The sequence below is a fragment of the Streptomyces sp. NPDC085460 genome, assembly GCF_044541975.1.
Lineage (GTDB): Bacteria > Actinomycetota > Actinomycetes > Streptomycetales > Streptomycetaceae > Streptomyces.
This window is the reverse complement of record NZ_JBITTO010000013.1, coordinates 139,149-159,634: the sequence shown is the minus strand read 5'-3', so window position 1 is coordinate 159,634 and position 20,486 is coordinate 139,149. Positions and strand designations below refer to the sequence as shown.

17 protein-coding genes are annotated in these 20,486 nt (G+C 73.1%); 10 read left to right on the top strand and 7 right to left on the bottom strand.

The features are described 5' to 3' along the window. Positions 1 to 18: 18 nt before the first annotated feature. Positions 19 to 1,035, bottom strand: a complete 1,017-nt coding sequence (locus tag ACIGHB_RS29470) for a GlxA family transcriptional regulator (RefSeq protein ID WP_399917165.1) — start codon at positions 1,033 to 1,035, stop codon at positions 19 to 21. Positions 1,036 to 1,161: 126 nt separating this feature from the next. On the opposite strand from ACIGHB_RS29470, the gene ACIGHB_RS29465 reads away from it, so the two are divergent. Both ACIGHB_RS29465 and ACIGHB_RS29460 read left to right on the top strand, forming a co-directional pair. Then, the gene (locus ACIGHB_RS29465) at positions 1,162 to 2,046 is read left to right on the top strand and encodes an NAD(P)-dependent oxidoreductase (RefSeq protein WP_399917163.1); all 885 of its coding nucleotides are present in this window, start codon (positions 1,162 to 1,164) and stop codon (positions 2,044 to 2,046) included. Then, on the top strand, positions 2,043 to 2,825 hold the full coding sequence (locus tag ACIGHB_RS29460; protein WP_399917161.1) for a maleylpyruvate isomerase N-terminal domain-containing protein: 783 nt from the start codon (positions 2,043 to 2,045) through the stop codon (positions 2,823 to 2,825). Before ACIGHB_RS29465 ends, ACIGHB_RS29460 begins: the two co-directional genes overlap by 4 nt. 40 nt (positions 2,826 to 2,865) lie before the next feature. Here ACIGHB_RS29460 and ACIGHB_RS29455 read toward each other — a convergent pair whose 3' ends face one another. Beyond that, on the bottom strand, positions 2,866 to 3,747 hold the full coding sequence (locus tag ACIGHB_RS29455) for a winged helix-turn-helix transcriptional regulator (RefSeq protein WP_399917159.1): 882 nt from the start codon (positions 3,745 to 3,747) through the stop codon (positions 2,866 to 2,868). A 137-nt stretch (positions 3,748 to 3,884) separates the two neighbouring features. Between ACIGHB_RS29455 and ACIGHB_RS29450 the strand changes: the two genes are divergently transcribed. Together ACIGHB_RS29450 and ACIGHB_RS29445 are read left to right on the top strand one after the other, a co-directional pair. Beyond that, entirely contained in the window at positions 3,885 to 5,141 is a 1,257-nt protein-coding gene (locus tag ACIGHB_RS29450) for an MFS transporter (RefSeq protein WP_399917157.1), read from the top strand. A 71-nt stretch (positions 5,142 to 5,212) separates the two neighbouring features. Continuing rightward, complete coding sequence (locus tag ACIGHB_RS29445) at positions 5,213 to 5,986, top strand: glycosyltransferase family 2 protein (protein WP_399917155.1); 774 nt, start codon at positions 5,213 to 5,215, stop codon at positions 5,984 to 5,986. Between the two features lie 64 nt (positions 5,987 to 6,050). Here ACIGHB_RS29445 and ACIGHB_RS29440 read toward each other — a convergent pair whose 3' ends face one another. Beyond that, positions 6,051 to 6,479, bottom strand: coding sequence for a hypothetical protein (locus ACIGHB_RS29440; protein WP_360313830.1), 429 nt, complete (start codon positions 6,477 to 6,479; stop codon positions 6,051 to 6,053). Positions 6,480 to 6,994: 515 nt separating this feature from the next. Between ACIGHB_RS29440 and ACIGHB_RS29435 the strand changes: the two genes are divergently transcribed. After that, entirely contained in the window at positions 6,995 to 9,934 is a 2,940-nt protein-coding gene (locus ACIGHB_RS29435; protein WP_399917152.1) for a DEAD/DEAH box helicase, read from the top strand. Positions 9,935 to 9,985: 51 nt separating this feature from the next. Here ACIGHB_RS29435 and ACIGHB_RS29430 read toward each other — a convergent pair whose 3' ends face one another. Together ACIGHB_RS29430 and ACIGHB_RS29425 are read right to left on the bottom strand one after the other, a co-directional pair. Next, positions 9,986 to 11,863: an AMP-dependent synthetase/ligase gene (locus ACIGHB_RS29430; RefSeq protein WP_399917150.1), complete on the bottom strand. Its 1,878-nt coding sequence runs from the start codon at positions 11,861 to 11,863 to the stop codon at positions 9,986 to 9,988. Between the two features lie 162 nt (positions 11,864 to 12,025). Continuing rightward, positions 12,026 to 12,871, bottom strand: coding sequence for a GntR family transcriptional regulator (locus tag ACIGHB_RS29425; protein ID WP_388875983.1), 846 nt, complete (start codon positions 12,869 to 12,871; stop codon positions 12,026 to 12,028). A gap of 332 nt (positions 12,872 to 13,203) precedes the next feature. Here ACIGHB_RS29425 and ACIGHB_RS29420 point away from each other — a divergent pair, with 332 nt between their 5' ends. The 5 genes from ACIGHB_RS29420 to ACIGHB_RS29400 all read left to right on the top strand — a co-directional run bounded on the left by ACIGHB_RS29420 (position 13,204) and on the right by ACIGHB_RS29400 (position 19,749). Further along, positions 13,204 to 14,463 (top strand): extracellular solute-binding protein, encoded by a 1,260-nt coding sequence (locus tag ACIGHB_RS29420; RefSeq protein WP_399917147.1) that lies wholly within the window; start codon positions 13,204 to 13,206, stop codon positions 14,461 to 14,463. A gap of 3 nt (positions 14,464 to 14,466) precedes the next feature. Beyond that, on the top strand, positions 14,467 to 15,393 hold the full coding sequence (locus ACIGHB_RS29415) for a carbohydrate ABC transporter permease (RefSeq protein WP_399917145.1): 927 nt from the start codon (positions 14,467 to 14,469) through the stop codon (positions 15,391 to 15,393). 17 nt (positions 15,394 to 15,410) lie between these two features. After that, positions 15,411 to 16,391 carry a carbohydrate ABC transporter permease gene (locus ACIGHB_RS29410; RefSeq protein WP_399917143.1) on the top strand — a complete coding sequence of 327 codons (981 nt, stop codon included), beginning with the start codon at positions 15,411 to 15,413 and terminating at the stop codon, positions 16,389 to 16,391. A 128-nt stretch (positions 16,392 to 16,519) separates the two neighbouring features. After that, a complete protein-coding gene (locus ACIGHB_RS29405; RefSeq protein WP_399917223.1) occupies positions 16,520 to 18,124 on the top strand; it encodes a beta-N-acetylhexosaminidase in 1,605 nt (534 codons plus the stop codon). A 179-nt stretch (positions 18,125 to 18,303) separates the two neighbouring features. Beyond that, a complete protein-coding gene (locus tag ACIGHB_RS29400; protein WP_388875971.1) occupies positions 18,304 to 19,749 on the top strand; it encodes a cellulose binding domain-containing protein in 1,446 nt (481 codons plus the stop codon). 111 nt (positions 19,750 to 19,860) lie between these two features. On the opposite strand, the gene ACIGHB_RS29395 is transcribed toward ACIGHB_RS29400, so the two are convergent. Then, entirely contained in the window at positions 19,861 to 20,238 is a 378-nt protein-coding gene (locus tag ACIGHB_RS29395) for a fic family toxin-antitoxin system, toxin component (protein ID WP_399917141.1), read from the bottom strand. Beyond that, positions 20,238 to 20,483: a hypothetical protein gene (locus tag ACIGHB_RS29390; protein WP_399917139.1), complete on the bottom strand. Its 246-nt coding sequence runs from the start codon at positions 20,481 to 20,483 to the stop codon at positions 20,238 to 20,240. Before ACIGHB_RS29390 ends, ACIGHB_RS29395 begins: the two co-directional genes overlap by 1 nt. Positions 20,484 to 20,486 lie beyond the last annotated feature (3 nt).

Genomic DNA, 20,486 nt, shown 5'->3' with positions numbered 1-20,486 from the left:
AGTCGTCTTCCCCCGTGCTCACGCCGAGGGGGAGGGCTCCGGCGTGGTGGTCCGGGGGAAGGCCCGCCGGTACGTGCTCGGTGAGACCCCGATGTGCTTGAGGAAGTGGTGGCGGAGGTTGTTGGCGGTGCCGAGGCCGCTCAGCTCGCCGACCTTCTCGATGGGCAGGTCCGTCGATTCCAGGAGGCTCTGGGCCCGTGCCAGGCGCTGGTTGAGGATCCACTGGAGCGGAGTCGTCCCGGTGGCCGCCTGGAGCCGCCGGTGGAGGGTGCGGGTGCTCATCGCCGCGCGCCGCGCCAGGTCGTCGACGGTCAGCGGCCGGTCCAGGCGGGTGCGGGCCCAGTCGAGCACGGGCGCCAGACTCCGGTCGTCGGTGGTGGGCACGGACAGGTCGATGAACTGGGCCTGCCCGCCGGGGCGGTGAGCGGGTACGACCATCCGGCGGGCCAGCTGGTTGGCGACGTGGGCGCCCAGGTCGCGGCGGACCAGATGGAGGCAGAGGTCGAGCCCGGCGGTCAGTCCGGCGCTGGTGAGCACGTCGCCGTCGTCCACGTACAGCACCGAGTCGTCGACCTCCACCTTCGGGTAGCGCTCGGCGAGCTGGGCGGTGTGCATCCAGTGGGCGGTGGCGCGCCGCCCGTCGAGCAGCCCCGCCTCCGCGAGGGCGAAGGCGCCGGTGCACAGGGAGACCATCCGGGCACCGGCGTCGTGGGCGCGGCGCAGGGCCGTGATCAGTTCCCGGGGCAGCGGCCGGCCCTCCTCGACACAGGCGTCCGGCACCGAGGGCACGATGACGGTGTCGGCTCCGGCGAGGTCGTCGAGCCCGTGGCGGGTCCGCAGCGAGAGCCCGGTCCCGGCGGGCGAGCCGTCCCCCGGGCCTCCGCCCGTACCGCACAGCCGCAGGTCGTACCAGGGGTCGGCCAGGTCGGGCTGGGGCTTCCCGAAGACGGTGCAGGGGATGCTCAGTTCGTACAGATCCCATGACGGGAACCCGATGTCCTCGGGCACGACCAGGGCGACGGAACCAGCACTCATGCCTCGCAGCGTACGGCAGGAATTTGGTGGTCGCCGTCACGGGCGTCACTGTTCCGGCTCCACGCGCGCTGCGATCTTGGTTGCACGTGACCAGCCGCCGCGCGCGGCCGAACAAGGAGTGGTGACATGCGTTCTGACCTGCCGTCGGTGACCGTCCTCGGACTGGGTTCGATGGGCTCGGCGCTCGCCGCCGTGCTGCTGGAGCGGGGGCACGAGACCACCGTGTGGAACCGCTCCGCGGACAAGGCCCGGCCGCTCGTCGAGCGGGGGGCCCGTCTGGCCGCGACGCCCGAGGAGGCGGTCGCCGCGAGTCCGGTGGTCATCGCCTGCGTACTCGACTACGCGGCGCTGCGGGCGGTCCTCGACCCCGCCGCCGGAGCGCTCGCGGGCAAGGCCCTGGTCAACCTCACGTCCGGCTCCCCCGAGCAGGCCGGGGAAGCCGACGCGTGGGCCGGGTCGCACGGCGCCGACTACCTCGACGGCGCGATCATGACCACGCCGCCGGGCGTCGGCAGCCCCGAGATGATGTTCCTCTACAGCGGATCCCGCGCCGCCTTCGAAGCCCATCGCCCGACCCTGGCCTCCCTCGGCGATCCGCTGTACATGGGCGCCGAACCGGGCCTGGCCTCCCTCTACGACGCCGCCCTGCTCGGGCTGATGTGGTCCACCCTGACCGGCTGGCTGCACGGGACGGCGCTGGTCGGCGCCGAGAAGACGCCGGCCACGGCCTTCACCCCCGTCGCGATCCGCTGGCTCACGGCCGTGGCCGGCTTCATGACCACGTACGCGCCCCAGGTGGACGCCGGCCGCTACCCGGGCGACGACGCCACCGTCGATGTCCAGATCGCGGCCGTCGACCACCTCCTCCACGCCGCCGAGGCCCGCGGCGTCGACAACGCCCTGCCCGAACTCCTGAAGTCCGCGATGGAACGCGCCAGGGCCGCGGGCCACGGCTCCGACAGCTACGCGAGCGTGATCGAGGTCCTGAAGAAGCGGGGAAGCGCCGCGTGACCCTGCCACCGACCCCCGCCCCCCGTACCCCGGCACCGGCCCCGTCTGCCCGCGCCGCGCGTAACCCGGCACCGGCCCCGGCGCCCCGCGCCCCGCGTACCCCGGCACCGGCCACGGCCGCACCCGCCCCGTACACCTCGGCACCGGACCCGGCCGCCCCCGCTCCACACACCCCGGCACCGGCCCCGGCCGCCCCCGCCCCCGCGTCCTGGCCGGACCTGCTGGCCGCCGCCACCGACGACTGCCTGGCCGCCCTCTTGGCGGGGGCCGGGCAGGACTGGTCGCGGCCCGCGCGCGACCTCGACTGGACCTGCCGCGCCACGCTCGACCATCTCGCGCTCGGCCTGACCGGCTACACCGGCCTGCTCGTCGCCCGCCCCCGCGACCGTTACGTCACCCTCTTCGCCTCGCTCGACCCCCAGGCCCCCGTCCCCGCCTGCCTGGAGGGCCTGCGGATCGCCGCGTCGCTCCTCGCCTCGACCGTCCGCGACACGCCTCCCGGCGTACGGGCCTGGCATCCCTGGGGCCACTCCGACCCCGCCGGTTTCGCCGCCATGGGGATCGCCGAACTGGTCGTCCACACCTACGACGTCACGCGCGCCCTCGGTGTGGCCTGGACCCTGCCCGACGGCCTCGCCGCCGCTGTCCTCGGCCTCCTCTTCCCGGACGCCCCGCGGGGACACGGCCCGGCCGACACCCTGCTGTGGTGTACGGGGCGCGTCCCGCTCCCGGGCCTGCCCCGGCGCGCGGAGTGGCAGTGGGACGGGAGGGCGCGCTGACCCGCTGACCGGGTGCGACCACGACGACCGGCGCCGCCCCTCAGCCCTCCTCCGCCAGTCGCCGCACCAGCGCCAGCGCCTCCGCCACGGCCGCAGGGATGTCCGTCACCGGAAAGCGCGCGTGCCGCACCACGCGGTCGCGGTCCACGACGAGCACGACCCGCTTCAGCCGCAGCAGCTGCCCGGCGCGGAAGGTGGGCAGTCGCAGGGCGGCGGCGAGGCGCAGGTCCACGTCCGAGAGGAGGGGGAAGGGGATGCTCTCCTGGGCGGCGAACACCCGCTGCTCGTCGGGTCGTTGGGTGCTGACGCCGTGCACCTCCGCGCCCGCCGCGCGGAAGTCCCCGTACGCCTCCCTGAACAGCCGGTTCTCCAGGGTGCAGCCGATCGTGCCGGGGATGTCCGACCAGTTGTCGGGGAGAGGGCTCGGGGCCCCGGTCGCCGGGTAGCAGAACAGGACGGTGGCCGCGCCGCCGGCCACCGGGTCCACCGGCGCGCCGTCCCGGTGACCCGGCAGCTCCAGGCGCGGCAGCCGCTCGCCCGTCAGGTCCGCGACGCGCCGCGCCTCCGCGCTCGCCTCGTCGGCGGTGCCGGTGAGCGAGCCGTCGCCGAAGACCCAGCGGTCCGCCCAGTCCTGCATCGACAGCAGCACCGGCAGCAGCCCCCGGCCGCTCTCGGTGAGCCGGTACTCGTGCCGCACCGGCCGGTCCTGGTACGGCACCTTCTCCAGGACGCCGGTCTCGACCAGGTGCGCCAGGCGTTCGGTGAGCACCTTCCGGGAGATGCCGAGCTCCTCCTGGAGCGCGTCGAAGCGGTGGTGCCCGCGCGCGGTCTCCCGGATCAGGAGCAGGCTCCACCAGTCGCCGACCACCGCCGCCGCCTGCGCGATCGCGCAGGCCGCGTCCCGCTCGGGCACCGACCTCATCACAGCGTCTCCCCTCCTGCGCGCTCGACGTCGCTCGTCGGAACCATCTTGCGCCATCCAGTCAGTTTCCTATAGAAACTCACTGGGCGAGTGAGTTCCCAAAAGAGACTGACAAGAAATCCGGGGGTGGACGCCGTATGGGCCCGACACGAACGATCCCGAAGCACGAACCGCGCGACGAGGACCGGAAGACCTCACCGCCGGGCGTCTTCTGGCGCTACTGGGCCGCCGCCACCGTCAGCGGCGCGGGCACCGCCGTCACCGCCCTCGCGCTGCCGCTCGTCGCCCTCACCGTCCTCGACGCCTCCGCCTTCGAGGTCGCCCTGCTCGCCGCCGCCGGACAGGTCTCCTGGCTGCTGCTCAGCCTCCCGGCGGGCGTCGTCGCCCAGCGCGTACCGCTGCGCCGCCTCCAGGTCGCCCTCGACCTCGTACGGTTCGCGGCGCTCGGATCGCTGCCGCTCGCCTGGTGGCTCGGCACCCTCACGTACGCGCACCTGCTCCTCGCCGCGCTCGTCACCGGCGCGGCGACGGTGCTCTTCGACATCGGCAACTCGACCTTCCTGCCCGCCGTCGTCCCGGCGGGACAGCTGGCCGCCCGCAACAGCGTGATGTCCGGCACGCACGCCGTCACCGACACCGGCGGCCCCTCCCTCGGCGGCGTCCTGATCGGCGCCACCGGACCGGTCGGCGCCCTGGTCGTGGACGCCGCCAGCTACCTGGCCTCCGCCGTCCTCCTGCGCACCCTTCCCGAGACCCGCCCCGCGCCCCGCACCGGCGAGAGCGCGCTCCGGCTGATGCGCGAGGGCTGGCGGTACGTCACCCGGCACCCCGTCATGCGGCCCTGCATGATCTGGGCGACCGCCGCCAACTTCGTCAACGCGGCCCTCCTCGCCCTCACCCCCCTCTACCTGGTGCGCGAGGCCGGCCTCGACCCCGTACAGCTCGGGCTCGTCCTCGCCATGGACGGGGTCGGCGCGCTCGCCGGCGCCGCCGTCGCGGTCCGCGTGACCACCCGCCTCGGCACCGCGCGGGGCATCATCGTGGCCGACCTGGCCGGCGGCGCGCTGCTCCTGCTCGCCCCGCTGACCACCTCGGCGCAGGACGCCTACTGGTTCGCCCTGGGCAACGCCGGCTTCGCCTTCGGCAGCGTCATCGGCTCGATCACCACCCGCACCTACCGCCAGACCCAGTCGCCCCCGGACCTCCTGTCCCGCGTGATGGCGACGGTCCGCTTCGTCTCCTGGGGCGCGCTGCCGCTCGGCGCGCTCACCGCCGGCCTCCTCGCCACCTGGGCCGGCGCCCACACCGCCCTCTGGATCGTCTGCGCCGCCGCCCTCCTGCCCGGGCTCTACCTCCTCTCCAGCGGGGTGGGCCGCCACCGCGACCTCGCCTGACGTCCCGGCCGCGTAGCCTTGGCCGCCGACGGACAATCCGCGATGTCCCCCTCTGGAGAAGGAGCAGTGCTGTGGCCCTGGTTTCTGTGGTGATGCCGGTACACAATTCGGCGGTCACACTCGGGTCCTCGGTCCGGTCGGTGCTGGCACAGACCCATACCGACCTCGAACTGCTGATCACCGACGACGCGTCCACGGACGAGTCGATGGAGCTGCTGCGGGAGCTGGCCCGGCAGGACGAGCGCGTCCTTCCGGCGGCGGCGCCGGAGCAGGGCGGCGCGGCGCGGGCCCGCAACCTGGCCATCGCCCGGGCCAAGGGCGACTACGTGGCCTTCCTCGACAGCGACGACTGGTGGCTCCCGCGGAAGCTGGAGGAGCAGCTCGCCTTCGCCGCGACGGCCGGGACGCCGCTGACGTTCACCTCCTACTACAAGATGGACGCCGACCACGAGGGCGAGGCCGTCGACTTCGTCCCGAACGGCCGGGTGGTCTGGGCCCCCGCCCGGGTCGACTACCGCGCGATGCTGGTGCAGGACCACATCGGGGCCCTGACCGCGATGTACGACCGCGCCGCGCTCGGATCGAGGCTGATGCCGGACATGCCCCGCCGGCAGGACTACGCGCTGTGGCTGTCGATCATGCGGGACGGCGTCGACGCCCGCTCGGTACGGGAGCCGCTGGCGGTCTACCGGGCCGGCCGGGCGGGGTCCCTGAGCTCCAACAAGCTGGCGCTGGTCCCGGCCAACTGGGTCCTGTACCGGGAGCACGAGCACCTCTCGCTCCCGAGGTCCGCCCGCGCGCTGGCGGGCGCGGCCTGGCACTCGATGCGCAAGTCGCGCATCTAGCGATCCGAGCCGAAGACACACCGCCGGGGTGCGCGCGTCGCGCGCACCCCGGCGGTGGTTCGGATCACCAGACGCGGCTGCAGCCCGACGGGGCCCTGTCCGGGAGGTAGTTGCACACGTTGATCTGCAGACCGTCCACGTTGGTCTGCGGGGTGCTGTACGTTCCGTTGACCTTGACCCGCTGCTGCGAGGTCCACTTCCACTGGCCGTTCTGGTACTTCCAGTAGCTCAGGTAGAGGGCGCCCGCCCACCCGTCACCCGGGCACTTGTCCCGGACCGTGATGTCGAAGTAGGCGTTGTAGGTGTCACGCCCCTGGGCGCTGCCGGTCCAGGAGTAGCTGTACGTGCCGCCCGCGTCGGCGCAGCCGTTGCCGGTCTTCCCGTAGACGTCGGCCGCGTGCGCCGTGCCCGAGAACGCGATGGTGGCCGCGGCGGCCACCGTCACGCCGATCCCCGCCTTGCCGATCCGCGACGCCAAAACCGTCTTCTTCACTGATGCTCCTCGTGTGAGCCGTGCTGTGGAGTGATCGCTTGGACGGGGAACAGGCTTGCGGAATCCGGGCCGGCGGCACAGCGCATCCGTGTTTCCCGGACAGCATCGGCCCTGTCCGGCCTGGTCGGATGCCTGTCCCGGACACGGCGGGAGTCCGCGCCCCCGCCCGACGGCCAACCTCGCGAAGCGCCTGCGGAAAACGATCACGGGATGCGACAGTCGCGTCATGCGCGGTGAGGAGGCCCAGGTGGAGGGACCGGTGGAGGGAACGGCGGAAGGCTCGGTCGCCGAGCTGGCGCGGGAACGGTGGGGAGTCACGCTCCACGGCGAACTGCCCGCGCGGTTCGCCGAGCCGGGATGGAGCCACGAGGCCACCGTCGACCGCCGCTGTCCCGCCTGCGGCGGGGAACTGCACGCCGTGCGCAGACCGTACGAGTCCCAGGGCCGGACCTACCGCTACACCGCGCTCGTCTGCCCCGGCTGCCCCGCCGCCCTTCACCCTCGCCGACCTCGGCGTGAAGCGGTACGACGAGCTGACCGGCACCGTGCCCCGCAGGGCGGAGCGGCCACCCCGGCCCCGTCGGGCGCCCGCGCCGGCCGGGGCACGCCCGGACGGGCGGGTCAGGGCGGTGACCGCCACCGTGAGCGTCCCGGGGCAGCCGCCGCTGAGGGTGCGCCTGGAGAGCGGCCCCGCGTGGCCCGAGGACCTGGTCGTGTCCGACGAGGAGGAGCCGCGCGCCCTCCTGTGGTGCGCCACCGCCGATCCCGCGTGGCGTCCGGCCGAGGCGGCGGTCGCCGCCGCCGAGGACGTGCGGGTGATCCTGCCCGAAGGCCCGGAGTACGCGGAACTGCGGGCGTGGCTGGACCAGCGGGGCGTGCCGTACCGGGTCGGCCGCTACTGGGAGCAGACCGGACAGGTCGGCACGGTCGGCGACACCGGCGGGCGGACGGCACTCGTCACGGTCGGCCCGCACGGGGCGGCCCCCGCCGCCGGTCCCTGGGCGGTGGCGGCCCGGGACGCGTTCGCCGCCCAGTGGGACGCCCTGGAGGAACTGCCGGGCGGTGCCGGTGCGGGGGAGGGGGACGCGTACGTGCCGGTCGGCGAGCTCGTGCCGGTCGCGTGGGCCGCGCTGCTGCCCCACCCGACGTTCAACCCGGTGCAGGCCGCCGCCGTACCGGTGGTGCTCGGAGAGACCGGGCACCTCGTCGTCGTCGCGCCGACAGGGGCGGGCAAGACCCCGATCGGGATGGTCGCGGCCCTGGAGGCACACGCCCGTGGACGCAAGGCGGCCTGGCTCGTGCCGCAGCGCTCCCTCACCGACGAGCTCGACCGCGAGCTCCGGCTGTGGCGCGCACGCGGGCTGCGGGTGGTGCGCCTGACCGGAGAGGCGGCGGTGGACACGGAACTGATCCGGTCGGCCGACGTGTGGGTGGCCACCACCGAGAAGTTCGAGGCGATCTGCCGCGCGGGCTCGCTGCGGGACGCGCTCGCGGAGGTCGGCTGCCTGGTGGTCGACGAGATCCACCTGCTCGGCGACCCGACCCGCGGAGCCGTCCTCGAGGCGCTGCTCGCCCGGGTACGGGAGGACAGCGCGGCCACCCGGATCGTGGGCCTGTCCGCGACGGTCGCCAACGCCGGCGAGGTCGCCGACTGGCTGGGCGCGCGCCTGGTCCGCACCACATGGAGGCCCACCCGCCTCACCTGGCAGCTGCCCCACCTCCCCCCGGTCGACGAGACGGACTGGTCCGCGCGGGCCGCCGTCCGCACCGATGCCGCCGTGCGCCTCGCCCGGCAGATCACCGCCGACGGCGGCAGCGTCCTCGTCTTCTGCGGCAGCAAGCGCGGGGTCCGGTCCACGGCCCTGGCCCTGGCCGCCGACCGGGGCGTGCCCACCACCGGCGTCGACCCCGACGACGCCGAAGCGGTGGAACGCGTCTGCACCGAAGCCGGGGTGCGGCTCCACTACCGGGACTGGCCGTACAAGCGCCAGGCCGAACAGTCCTTCCGCGCCCGCGAGGCGGAGGTCCTGGTCGCCACCTCCACGGTCGCGGCCGGCGTCAACCTGCCCGCCCGCGCGGTCATCGTCCGCGACACCACGCTGGGCCTGGACCGCGTCGAGGTGTCGATGGTCCAGCAGATGTTCGGCCGCGCGGGGCGCATCGGCGCGGGCGAGCGCGAGGGCTGGGCGTTCCTGCTCGCCGACCCGGCCGAACGGGCGCACTGGCAGGCCAGGCTGGCCGCCGGATACACCGTACGGTCGCGCCTCGACGAGCACCTGGCCGACCACCTCCTCGCCGAGGCCGTACAGGAACGCCTGTCGACCCTCGACGAGGCGGAGCGCTGGTGGGCCGGTACGTTCGCCGCCCACCAGGGCCACGACAGCGTCGAACCCCTGCACGAGGCGGCGCAGTTCCTGGCGGACGTGGGGTGCCTGCGGACGGGCGTGGACGAGGACCGCCTGGAACCGAGCCCTCTCGGACGGCTGACCAGCCGCTTCATGGTGGACGCCGCACTCGCCGACGAGCTGGCCACGGCGCTGCGCCACAGCCCGGTGCCCGAAAGCCCGCCCGCCGCCGAGGAGTTGCTGGCGGAGCTGCTCAGCACCCATCTGCCCGTCCTGGAGCAGGCACCGTTCACGGAACGCGCGAAGGCGGCCCTCCGCCGCGTCCTGCGCGAGCACGAGCACACCGCCGGTGACCCGGACGACCCCTGGGGACTCGGACCGGCGAAGGAACCCGGTGCGGACGACGACGACCAGCGGCCCCAGGCCGGAGACCTGGCCCGCGCCGTCCTGCTCCTCGCGGCGACCCGCCCCGCCCTCTTCCGCGGCCGCCCCTCCTACGTCCTCGGCATCCCCGTGGACTCCATGACCGGCATCCTGGAGGAGGCCAGGCGCTATCTGGCCTGGCTCGGCGCGCAGGGGCCCCTCGGCACGGTCCACCCCTGGGTCGCCGTCGTCGCCGGCGACCTCGCCCTGCGCATCCGCTGGCGCACCCTGGGCCCGGGCCGGGGCGCGGGACGTCTGCTCTGGATGTGCGAGCGCATGGCCACGCCCCCGCTCGCGCCCGAGCTCGTCCCCCGCCTGTGGCACGCGGCCCGGGCCCGCGGCGTCGACGCCCCCGACTGGCCCGGCACCACCCCGCCCGGCGACTGCGCCCTGCCCGCGGACCGCTACCGGGCCCTGCTCGCCGAGCGCGCCACCGGCACCCGCCTCACCCTCCAGGACGACAAGGTCCGGATGTGGGCCCCGCCCGGCGCCGCGGTCCGCCTGTGGAACGGTACGGCCACCACCCTGCACACCGCCGAGGACGAGGAGACCCTCCTGCCCCTCCCGCCCCCGGACCCGGCCGACCCGCCGTCACCGACGGCGGACCGCCGGGGAGCGGCCGTCTTCACCCGAGGCGACCGCGTCGCGTCGGGCTGGCTCGCGGCGTACACGGCCCTCCGCGCCTGACCGGCGGCGACACCGGCATCCTCCGGACGGCCCGGGAGCCCCGGACGGATGTCAGGCTTCGCGGGCGCCCTCGTACATCGCCTCGACCAGGTCGGCGTACTCGCGCTCGACGAAGGGGCGCTTGACCTTGAGGCTGGGCGTGAGCTCGCCGTGCTCGATGTCGAGGTCGCGGGGGAGGACGGCGAACTTCTTGAGGGTCTGCCACCGCTGGAGGTCGGCGTTGACGCGCTGGACGAAGCCGTCGACGAGGGCGTGGACCTCAGGAGAGGTGACGACCTCGGCGTAGCCGCGGCCGGCCAGGCCGTTCGAGGCGGCCCAGGGCATGATCACGCTCTCGTCCAGGGTGATCAGGGCGGTGCAGTAGTTGCGGCCGTTGCCGATGACCAGGATGTTGCTGGCGAAGGGGCAGGCGGCCTTGAAGCGGCTCTCTATCTCGGTGGGGGCCACGTACTTGCCGCCCGAGGTCTTGAAGAGGTCCTTCTTCCGGTCGGTGATCCGGACGTAGCCGTCCTTGTCGATCTCGCCGATGTCCCCGGTGCGGAACCAGCCGTCGCTCTCCAGGACCTCGGCGGTCTTGTCGGGGAGGTTGTGGTAGCCGCGCATGATGCCCGGTCCGCGCAGCAGGATCTCGCCGTCTTCGGCGATGCGGACCTCGGTGCCGGGCAGGGGCTTGCCGACCGTCCCCACCCGCCCGTCGTCGGCCGGGTTGACCGTGCAGGCCGCGCTGGTCTCCGTGAGGCCGTACCCCTCCAGGACGTTGACCCCGGCCCCGGCGAAGAAGTACCCGATCTCCGGGGCGAGCGCGGCGCTGCCCGAGGCGCTGCCGCGCAGCCGGCCGCCGAAGGCCGCGCGGATCTTTCCGTAGACCAGCTTGTCGGCGACGGCGTGCCGGACGGTGAGGGACAGCGGCACCGTGCGCCGGCCCGTGGCGACCATCCGTTCCTGGCCCGTCCTGGCGTGGTCGCGGGCGACCTTCGCCGCCCACTGGAAGATCCTGTACCGGGCTCCGCCCTCGGCGCGCGCCCTGGCGGCGATGCCGTTGTAGACCTTCTCGAAGACCCGTGGCGCGGACGCCATGATGGTGGGCCGGACGACGGGCAGGTTGCCGACGATGCGGTCGATCCGGCCGTCGACGGCCATGACGTGCCCGGACTGCACCTGGCCGGAGATCAGGGCCTTGCCGAAGACGTGCGACAGCGGCAGCCACAGGAACTGCACGTCGTCGGGGAGCACGAGTCCCGTCGCCATCTGGGCGGCGCCCTGGTACGACCAGCAGTCGTGCACCAGCCGCACGCCCTTCGGACGGCCGGTCGTGCCGGAGGTGTAGATCAGGGTGGCGAGCTGCTCGGGGCCTATCTCCCGGACCGCCGCCTCGACGGCGTCGGGGTGCTTCGCGAGGTACTCGCCGCCGCGCCGCTCCAGCTCGGCGAGGGTGAGCACGTCCAGGCCCTCGACCTCGGCGGTTCCGGGCGCGGGGTCGAAGAGGACCGCGTACCGGAGGCCGGGCAGCTCGCCCCGGTGCGCGGCGACCTTGGCCAGCTGCTCGGCGTCCTCGACGAAGATCGCGCGGCTGCCGGAGTCGGCGAGGATGTACGCCGTCTCCTCGCCGTTGGTGCTGGGGTAGACGGCCGTGGCCGCCGCGCCCGCGCACATCACCCCCAGGTCGGCGAGGATCCACTCGATCCGGGTCGAGGAGGAGATGGCGACCCGCTCCTCGGGCCGCAGCCCCAGGGCGAGCAGCCCGGCCGCGATGGCGTCGACCCGCTGAGCCGTCTGCCTCCAGGTCAGCGAGCGCCACTCCTCGGAGCCGTCGCCCGTGGTCACGGGGTACCGGTACGCCTCCCGCTCGGGCGTCTCCCGGACGCGCGCCAGGAACAGGTGCGCCACGGAGTGCGGGCGGCTTTCGAGAAGATGCTGCGCGGAACTCATGTCGACCTCCGGGCCCGAGGGCACCCATCACAGAGTGGTTGACTGGCAGGTAACTTCTGATCTGTGGTGAGGCTAGATCGCGAACCCCCCGGAGCGTAAGAGACGTGGACGTCCTTTACGCGGTCGCTGCCCACATGCCCGTGCCGACGCCCGAGCCCCGGCTCAATCGTGCTGCTGCACGACGCCCCGCGTGGAGAACGTGACCGGGGCGCCGCCGGTGAAGTCGCCCGGCGGGATGCCGGGGTGGTGGCCCTCCTTCGCGGGAGGCCGTTCGTCGTGGGTGCCGAGGGCGAGCCGCGAGACGATGCGGTACCGGTCGCCCCGGTAGAGCGAGTGGACGTACTCCACCGCCCGGCCCTGGGAGTCGGTGGTCAGCCGCTCGAACAGCAGCCCGGGGGAGAGCTCGGGCACTTCGAGCAGGTCGGCCTCGGCGCGGGTGACCACGGTGGGCTCGATGGACTGCACCGCCTCGCTGACGAGGACGCCGTGCCGGTCGCGCAGGTGCTCGTACAGGTCGCCCTGCTCCAGTTCCTCGCGGCTCAGGCCGGGCGCGAGGTCGGCGCGGATGTGCAGGTGCTCGATGGCCATGGGGGAGCCGTCGACCAAGCGCAGGCGGGCCGCGTAGAGGATCGGAGCGGCGGGGGAGACGCGCAGCTTGCGGCTGACGCGGGCCCCGGCGGGCAGGGAGCGCAGCTCCAGGAGGCGGCTGGTCCACACGCCGCCGGCCTGCGGCAGGCTGAAGGAGCTGCGGTCGGAGACCAGCTCCTGGGTGATCTTCTCCTGGGCGACGAACATGCCCCGGCCGTGCTCGCGGACCAGCAGGCCGGCCATGACCAGTTCGTCGACCGCCGCGCGCAGGGTCGGGCGGGAGACGCCCAGTTCGGCGCAGAGCACCCGCTCGGAGGGGATGGCGTCGCCGGGGCGCCGCGCCTCGATGAGTTCGAGGATCGCGTCCCGTACCCGCTCGCGCTTGAGCATCGCGCCGGAGGCCGCCGCGTCGATCTCCATACCGGCTCTCGTTCGTCGTCGGAAACTGGTCGCACCTTCGCTGGTCAACCATAACGGGCTCGCTGGTCAGGTGACAACTGACCACTCATGAGTGGCGGGGTGGGCCGACTTCGAGCCGACATGCGGCCAGAAACCGTCTGTGTAGCGGGGGTTGACGCCGACATTGGTCCATGCCACCTTCATCTCGCGCCAACTGGTAAACCACCGATCGGCAAGTGGTTAAGTCGGGTTCGTCCGTCGTTCCCCGGCTCTCCCGGATCTCCGTGATCCCCCTCCCTGTCAGGCCCTTCCCTCCCCGCCCCTCCGCTCCCAGGCTCCTCCAGAGGTGAACCGTGAAGCACCGCCCCCTCGCCCTGCTCGGCACGATGCTGCTGACCACCGGCCTCGCCGGCTGTTCCTCGTCCGGCGGCGGGAACGCCGCCGGACCGACCGTGCTCGACGTGTGGCTCATGCGCGACAGCGTCTCGGAGGCGTTCCAGAAGGAGTTCGAGGCCGGCTTCGAGAAGGACCACCCCGACATCGACCTCAAGATCCAGATACAGGAGTGGGAAGGCATAGGGGAGAAGGTCACCGCCGCCCTGGCCAGCAACGACGCACCCGACGTGATCGAGGTCGGCAACACCCAGGTCGCCCAGTACGCCCAGAGCGGCGGCCTGACCGACTTCTCCGGCAAGGTCGGCGAGCTCGGCGGCGACTTCTGGCTCGACGGCCTCGCCGAGCCCGGCGCCTGGGAGGGCAGGCAGTACGGCATCCCGTACTACGCCGCCAACCGCGTCGTCATCTACCGCACCGACCTGTTCGAGAAGGCCGGAATCGACGCCACGAAGATCAAGACCCGCGAGCAGTGGCTGGCCGCCACCGAGAAGCTCGACAAGGACGGCGTCCAGGGCATCTACCTGCCCGGCCAGAACTGGTTCACCCTGGCCGGCTTCGTCTGGGACGAGGGCGGCGACCTCGCCGTCGATGAGGGCGGCACCTGGAAGGGCGCCCTCGACACCCCCGAGGCGCTGCGCGCCATGGACTTCTACAAGCGGCTCCAAGCGCTCGGCAAGGGCCCGAAGGACTCCGACGAATCCCGCCCCCTCCAGGCCGACGTGGTCGCCAAGGGCCAGGTCGCGCAGGTCATCGCCACCCCCGGCGGCGCCGGCGTCATCGCGCAGAAGAACCCCGAACTCAAGGGCAAGCTCGGGTTCTTCCCCATCCCGGGCAAGACCGCCGACACCCCCGGCGCCGTCTTCACCGGCGGCTCCGACCTCGTCGTGCCCGCCGTCGCCCAGAACCAGGACGAGGCGTACACCTTCATCAAGGAACTGGCCGGCGACGCCTGGCAGAAGAAGCTCGCCCTCGCCATGAGCTACGTCCCCAACAAGACCAACCTGGCCACCGCCGTCGCCTCCGACCCCGGCGCCGCGACCATGGCGGTCGGCGCCGCCAACGGCCACGCCACCCCCAACACCCCCCAGTGGGCCGCCGTCGAGGCGAAGAACCCCATCAAGGACTACATGACGGCCGTCCTCGTCGGCCGCGACCCCGCGGCCGAGGCGGCGAAGGCGTCGCAGTCCATCACCACGACCCTGAACAGCGGTTCCTGACCCATGTACGCCGCAACCGCCCGGCGGCCACCCCGCCGACGCGCCCTCGCCCTCGGCCCGTACCTCCTCGTCGCACCTGCCGTCCTGGGCATGCTCTACCTCCTGCTCTACCCCTTCGGCCGCGCCCTGCTGATCTCCCTCCAGGACTTCCGGCTGCGCGAACTGATCCGGGGCGACGCCGAGTTCGTGGGCCTGCGCAACTACCAGACCCTCCTTGCCGACCCCCGGTTCTGGGAAGTGGTCCGCCGCACCTTCCTGTTCATGGCGGTCAACGTCGTCGCCATCATGATCCTGGCGACCCTGGTCGCCCTGATGACCGAACGGCTCGGCAGGATCGGCAGGACCGTGGTCCTCAGCTCGCTGGTCCTGGTGTGGGCGGTGCCCGTGGTGGCCGCCACCACCGTCTTCCAGTGGCTCTTCCACTCCCAGTTCGGCATCGTCAACGAGACCCTCACCAGCCTCGGCCTCAGCTCCTTCGAGGGCTACACGTGGTTCGCCGACGGCACCGCCGCCTTCACCATCATCGTCGCCCTCATCGTGTGGCAGTCCGTGCCGTTCGCCGCCATCACCCTCTACTCCGCCCTCACCACCGTCCCCGCCGAACTGTACGAGTCCGCCCGCATCGACGGCGCCGGCACCCGCACCATCTTCCGCACCGTCACCTTCCCCCTGGTCCGCCCGATCTTCATGCTCGTGCTCTCCCTGGAGGTCATCTGGACCTTCAAGGCGTTCGTCCAGATCTGGGTCATGACCCGCGGCGGACCGGGCGACGCCACCACCATCCTGCCCGTGTACGCGGTGCAGACCGCCCTCGCCAACCAGCGCTACGACCTCGGCTCGGCCGCCTCCATGGTGACCCTCCTGCTGATGAGCGGCGTCCTCGTCCTCTACTTCCGCCAACTGTTCCGCCAGGAAGGGGAGCACCTGTGAGAAGCGATGGCCCTCTCATGAGCACGGCACCCGCCGCCACGGCACCGCCCGGCCCCGGCGCTTCCCCCGGCCCTTCCCCCGGGCCCGCCACCAAGCTCCGTACCCCCGGTTCCGGCACCAGGCTCCGTACCCAGGGTCCCTTCACCAGGCTCCGTACCCCGGCCGGCCGGCGGCGGGCCTCGCGGCGGGCGCTGCTCCTCACCGCCGCCACGTTCACCGTCGTGTGCTGCCTGTTCCCCGTCTACTGGATGGTGGCGACCGCCTTCCGGCCCTCCCGCGACATCCAGTCGTACGACCCCCGCCTCCTCCCCGACACATGGACCCTGGACCACTTCCGCACCGCGATCGGCGCCGACGGCTTCGGCCTGTTCTGGCGCAACAGCGTGCTCGTCACCCTCGCCGCCGTCCTGCTCTCCCTCGTCGTCGCCCTCGGCGCCGCCTACGCCGTGGCCCGGCTGCGCTGGCGCGGTCGCCGCCAGTTCATGCTCGCGGTCTTCATCGCCCAGATGGCCCCCTGGGAATCACTGGTCATCCCCGTCTACATCATCGCCCGCGACACCGACATGCTCGACCGGCTGCCGACGCTCACCCTGGTCTACTTCATGATCACCCTGCCGTTCACGGTGGTCGTCCTGCGCGGCTTCATCGCCGGCATCCCGCCCGAACTGGAGGAAGCCGCCCAGGTCGACGGGTGCACCCGCGTCGGCGCCTTCCGGCGCGTCGCGTTCCCGCTCCTCGCCCCCGGCCTGATGGCCACCTCCCTGTTCGGCTTCATCACCGCCTGGAACGAGTTCACCTACGCCAACTTCCTCATCATCAAACAACAGGACAGCCGCACCCTGCCGGTCTGGCTCTCCTCCTTCCAGACCACCTTCGGCACCGACTGGGGAGCCACCATGGCCGCCTCCACCCTCTTCGCCCTGCCGGCCCTCGTCGTCTTCCTCGCCCTCCAACGCCACGTCACCTCCGGACTGACCGCCGGCGGCGTCAAGGGCTGACGCCCGGACAGCGCACACCGCCCGCGCCCCGCCCGACACCGGAGACCGCCCGACACCGGAGAACACCCGTGGACCTGCCCCATCCCGGCCCCGCCCATCCCGGCCCCGCCCATCCTCTCCCCGCCCACCTGGGCCCCGCTGATGGCCAACCCAGCCATCCTCGCCTCGACCAGATCCTCGTCCCCCGCCCCCGGCGGCTCTCGCCCCGCCCCGGCCGCTTCCGCCTCGACCGCACCACCCGGCTGCGGGTCTCGCCCGGCGCCGAACCGGCCGCCGACCTCCTGCGGACGTACCTGACGCCCACCACCGGGCTGAGCCCGGAGCACGCCGAGGACGGCACCTTCGTCCTCGCCCTCGACCCGGCGCTCACCGGCCTGGGGGAGGAGGGGTACGGGCTCACCGTCGCCGAGCACGGCGTCCTGCTGCGCGCGGCCCGCCCCACCGGTCTGCTCCGCGGCGTCCAGACCGTCCGCCAGCTCCTGCCGCCCCACACCCTCGCCGCCCCGCGGCCGGACGGCCCCCCGCTCGCCTCGGCCGCGGCCGCCGTCGAGCTGCCCGGGGTGGAGATCACCGACCTCCCCGCCCACCCCTGGCGCGGCATGCTCCTGGACGTCGCCCGCCACTTCCAGCCGGTGTCATACCTCCACCGTTTCGTCGACCTGCTCGCCTTCCACAAGCTGAACGTCCTCCAGCTCCACCTCACCGACGACCAGGGCTGGCGCATGCCGGTGGCCGCGTACCCCCGGCTCACCGAGATCGGCGGCCGGCGCGCCGAGTCGATGATCGGGCCCGCCGGCAGCGAGCGCTTCGACGGCCGCCCGCACGGCGGTTCGTACACGCGGGCCGAACTCGCCGGTCTCGTCGCCCACGCCGCCGCACGCGGAGTGACCGTCGTCCCCGAGATCAGCCTCCCCGGCCACGTGCGGTCCGCGCTCGCCGCCTACCCGGAGCTCGGCAACTTCCCCGACCGGCGCCTCGACGTCTGGACCCGGTGGGGGGTGTGCGACAACGTCCTCGGCGTCGGGGACCACGTCCTCGACTTCTTCCGCACCGTCCTGGACGAGGTGATGGACCTCTTCCCCTCCCCGTACATCCACATCGGCGGGGACGAAGTACCCACGCGGGAATGGGAGTCCAGCCGTGCGGCGATCGCCCGCGCCGCCCGCGAGGGCCTGGCGGGCCCCCGCGAACTGCACGGCTGGTTCCTGGGCCGGATGGCCGACCACGTGGCGGGCGCGGGCCGCCGCCCGGTGGCCTGGGCCGAGGACGGCACGACGCTGCCCCTGTCGTGCACGGTGATGAGCTGGCGCACGCCGGAGCACGCCTGGGCGGCGGCCCGCCGGGGCCACGACGTCGTCCAGGCCGACCACCGCCGCACCTACTTCGACTACGCCCGCGCCACCGGTCCCGGCGAACCGCCCGCGCAGCCGGGCCACGCCACCGACGTACGCGGCGTGTACGGGCTCGACCTGCTGCCCCCGGGCGGCGAACCGGGTCAGGCGGGCAGGGTGCTGGGCACACAGGGGCAGTTGTGGACGGAGTTCGTACCCACCTCCCGGCACATCGAGTACCTCACCTACCCGAGGCTGTGCGCGCTGGCGGAGCGGGCCTGGGCGGCGACCGACGACTGGCGGGAGTTCCGCGGCCGCCTGGACGGCCACCGCGCCCGCCTGACCGCGCTCGACGTTCCGCACGACACCCTCGGCGACCGCCCGGCCCCCGCCACGGTCTGATCCGAGCGGGGCACGGGGCCGGCCCTTGCCCGCCCCGATTCCCCCACGCGCTCCCTCCCGATCCCTCTCGGATCCAAGATCCCGGATCCAAGATCCAAGATCCAAAATCCCGGATCCAAGGCCCCCCGATCCCCGATCCTCCCGCCGCCCGGCGGGAGCGAACGAAAGGAAACCGTCGGATGAGTACCCGCCGTACCACCAGCCGCTCCACGCGCGCGGCCCTGGCGCTGACCGCGATCGTCGGCAGCGCGGCCCTGGCGACCTTCCCCCTGACGACCGCCTCCGCGTCCGAGGGCGGGGTCGCGGTGCAGTACCGGACCAGCGCGAGCGGGGCGACCGCCGACCAGAGCGAGCCGTGGCTCAAGGTCCGCAACACCGGTACGACCAGCGTCCAGCTCAGCCAGGTCAAGATCCGCTACTACTTCAAGGCGGACTCCCCGAACGCCACCTACCGCTTCGCCTGCTCCTGGGCGGTCAAGGGCTGCTCGGCGATCACCGGCACCTTCGGCACGTTGGCCAACCCCACGGCGAACGCGGACCGCTACCTGGAGATCGGCTTCACCCCGGCGGCCGGCTCGCTGGCCCCCGGCGCCGACACGGGTGACATGCAGTTGCGCTTCTACCAGGCCAACTGGCAGACCCTGACGCAGAGCGACGACTACTCCTTCCAGGGTGCCCCGACCTCGTACGCCGACTGGACCAAGGTCACCGCCCAGATCGCCGGCGTGAACGTGTGGGGCACCGCCCCGGCCGGCAACGAGCCCACGGACCCGCCGACCACGCCCCCGACCACCCCGCCCACCACCCCGCCGGGCAACGGCGAGACGCTCTTCGACGACTTCTCCTACACCTCGCACACCGACCCGGCCCTCGCCTCGCACGGCTGGAGCGTCCGCTCCAACTCCGGCGGCCCCGGCGTCCCGGGCGCGAGCTGGGATCCCTCGAAGGTGACCTTCGTCAACCAGAGCGGCAACACGGTGATGAACCTGGAGACCTCCAGCGCGGGCACCGGCGCCAGCACCGTGCACACCGAAGTCCTCACGAAGGCCACGAAGTTCAAGAACGGCACGTACGCGGCCCGGGTGAAGTTCTCCGACGCCCCCAAGTACGGCCCGGACGGCGACCGGATCGTGCAGACCTTCTTCACCATCAACGACCTCAAGGCCCCGATGGCGGACGACTACGCCGAGTACGACTTCGAGTACCTGCCGAACGGCGGTTGGGGCGAGCCCGCCAACATCCTCTACACGACCTCCTGGGAGACCTACAACCCCGACCCCTGGCAGGCCGTCAACCAGCACAGCGAGAGCCGGACGAGCTTCGCCGGCTGGCACGACCTCGTCGTGACCATCGACAACAGCAAGATCACCTACTACGTCGACGGCGCCCTGTTCGGCACGCACGACGCCGCCTACCTGCCCGAGCGGCCGATGTCGATCAACTTCAACCAGTGGCTGATCGACCTGAACGGCCAGCCGTCCACCACTCCCCGGGCCTACGACCAGCAGGTCGACTACGTCCTGCACGTCAAGGACCAGGTCCTCACCCCGGCCCAGGTCGCCGCGAAGGTCGGCGCCCTGCGCGGCGCGGGGACGACCTTCGTCGACGAGGTCCCCGCCTCCTGACCACCCTCCGTCCGTCCCCTTCTCCCGCCTGGCCCCTCCCGCGAGGGTGCCGGGCGGGCCCGCGCCGCCCGGCACTGGAACCGGACCGGGGCGGAGGACCGGGGACGCGGGTCAGGAGGCGGTGGGCCAGGTACGCAGCAGGGCGGCGATCCTCCCGGCGCTGCAGGCCGGGTCGAGGAGCAGGTCCCGCAGGGCGATGGCGTCCTCGCGGGCGGGCACGACGGAGACGCCGGCTCCTTCGAGGTACATGACGCCGGTCGCGGCGGCGACGGCCAGGTTGGAGCGCTCCAGCCAGCGGCACCGGGCCAGGGTGTGCACCAGGGCGGCGGCTCTGGCGTACGGGCCGTCGTAGACGGGGCGCTCGAACAGTACGGCCCGGTGGCGGGCGACCGCCGAGATGGGGACGCCGTAGTCGTCGGGGGCCGGGTCGTCCGCTCCGGCGGCCTCGGCGACCTGGAGGATCCAGGGAACGTCGATGTGCAGCTCCATCAGGCGGCGCGCGTTCCCCGGGGCGCGGGCCGGGAGGGGGCGCCTTCGGCCTCGTCGAAGACCGCCTGGTGTTCGGCGAGGAAGCGGGTGGCCGCGTCGACGGCTCGCGCGCGGAGGCCGCCGGCGTCGTCCTGAACCAGCCGGGCGAGGTAGTCCCCGATGCTCAGGCCCAGATCGGCGGCGCGCTTCCGCGCGAGCTCCGCGATGTCCTCGTCCACCCGCGCACCCAGCTGTGTCTTCGCCATACC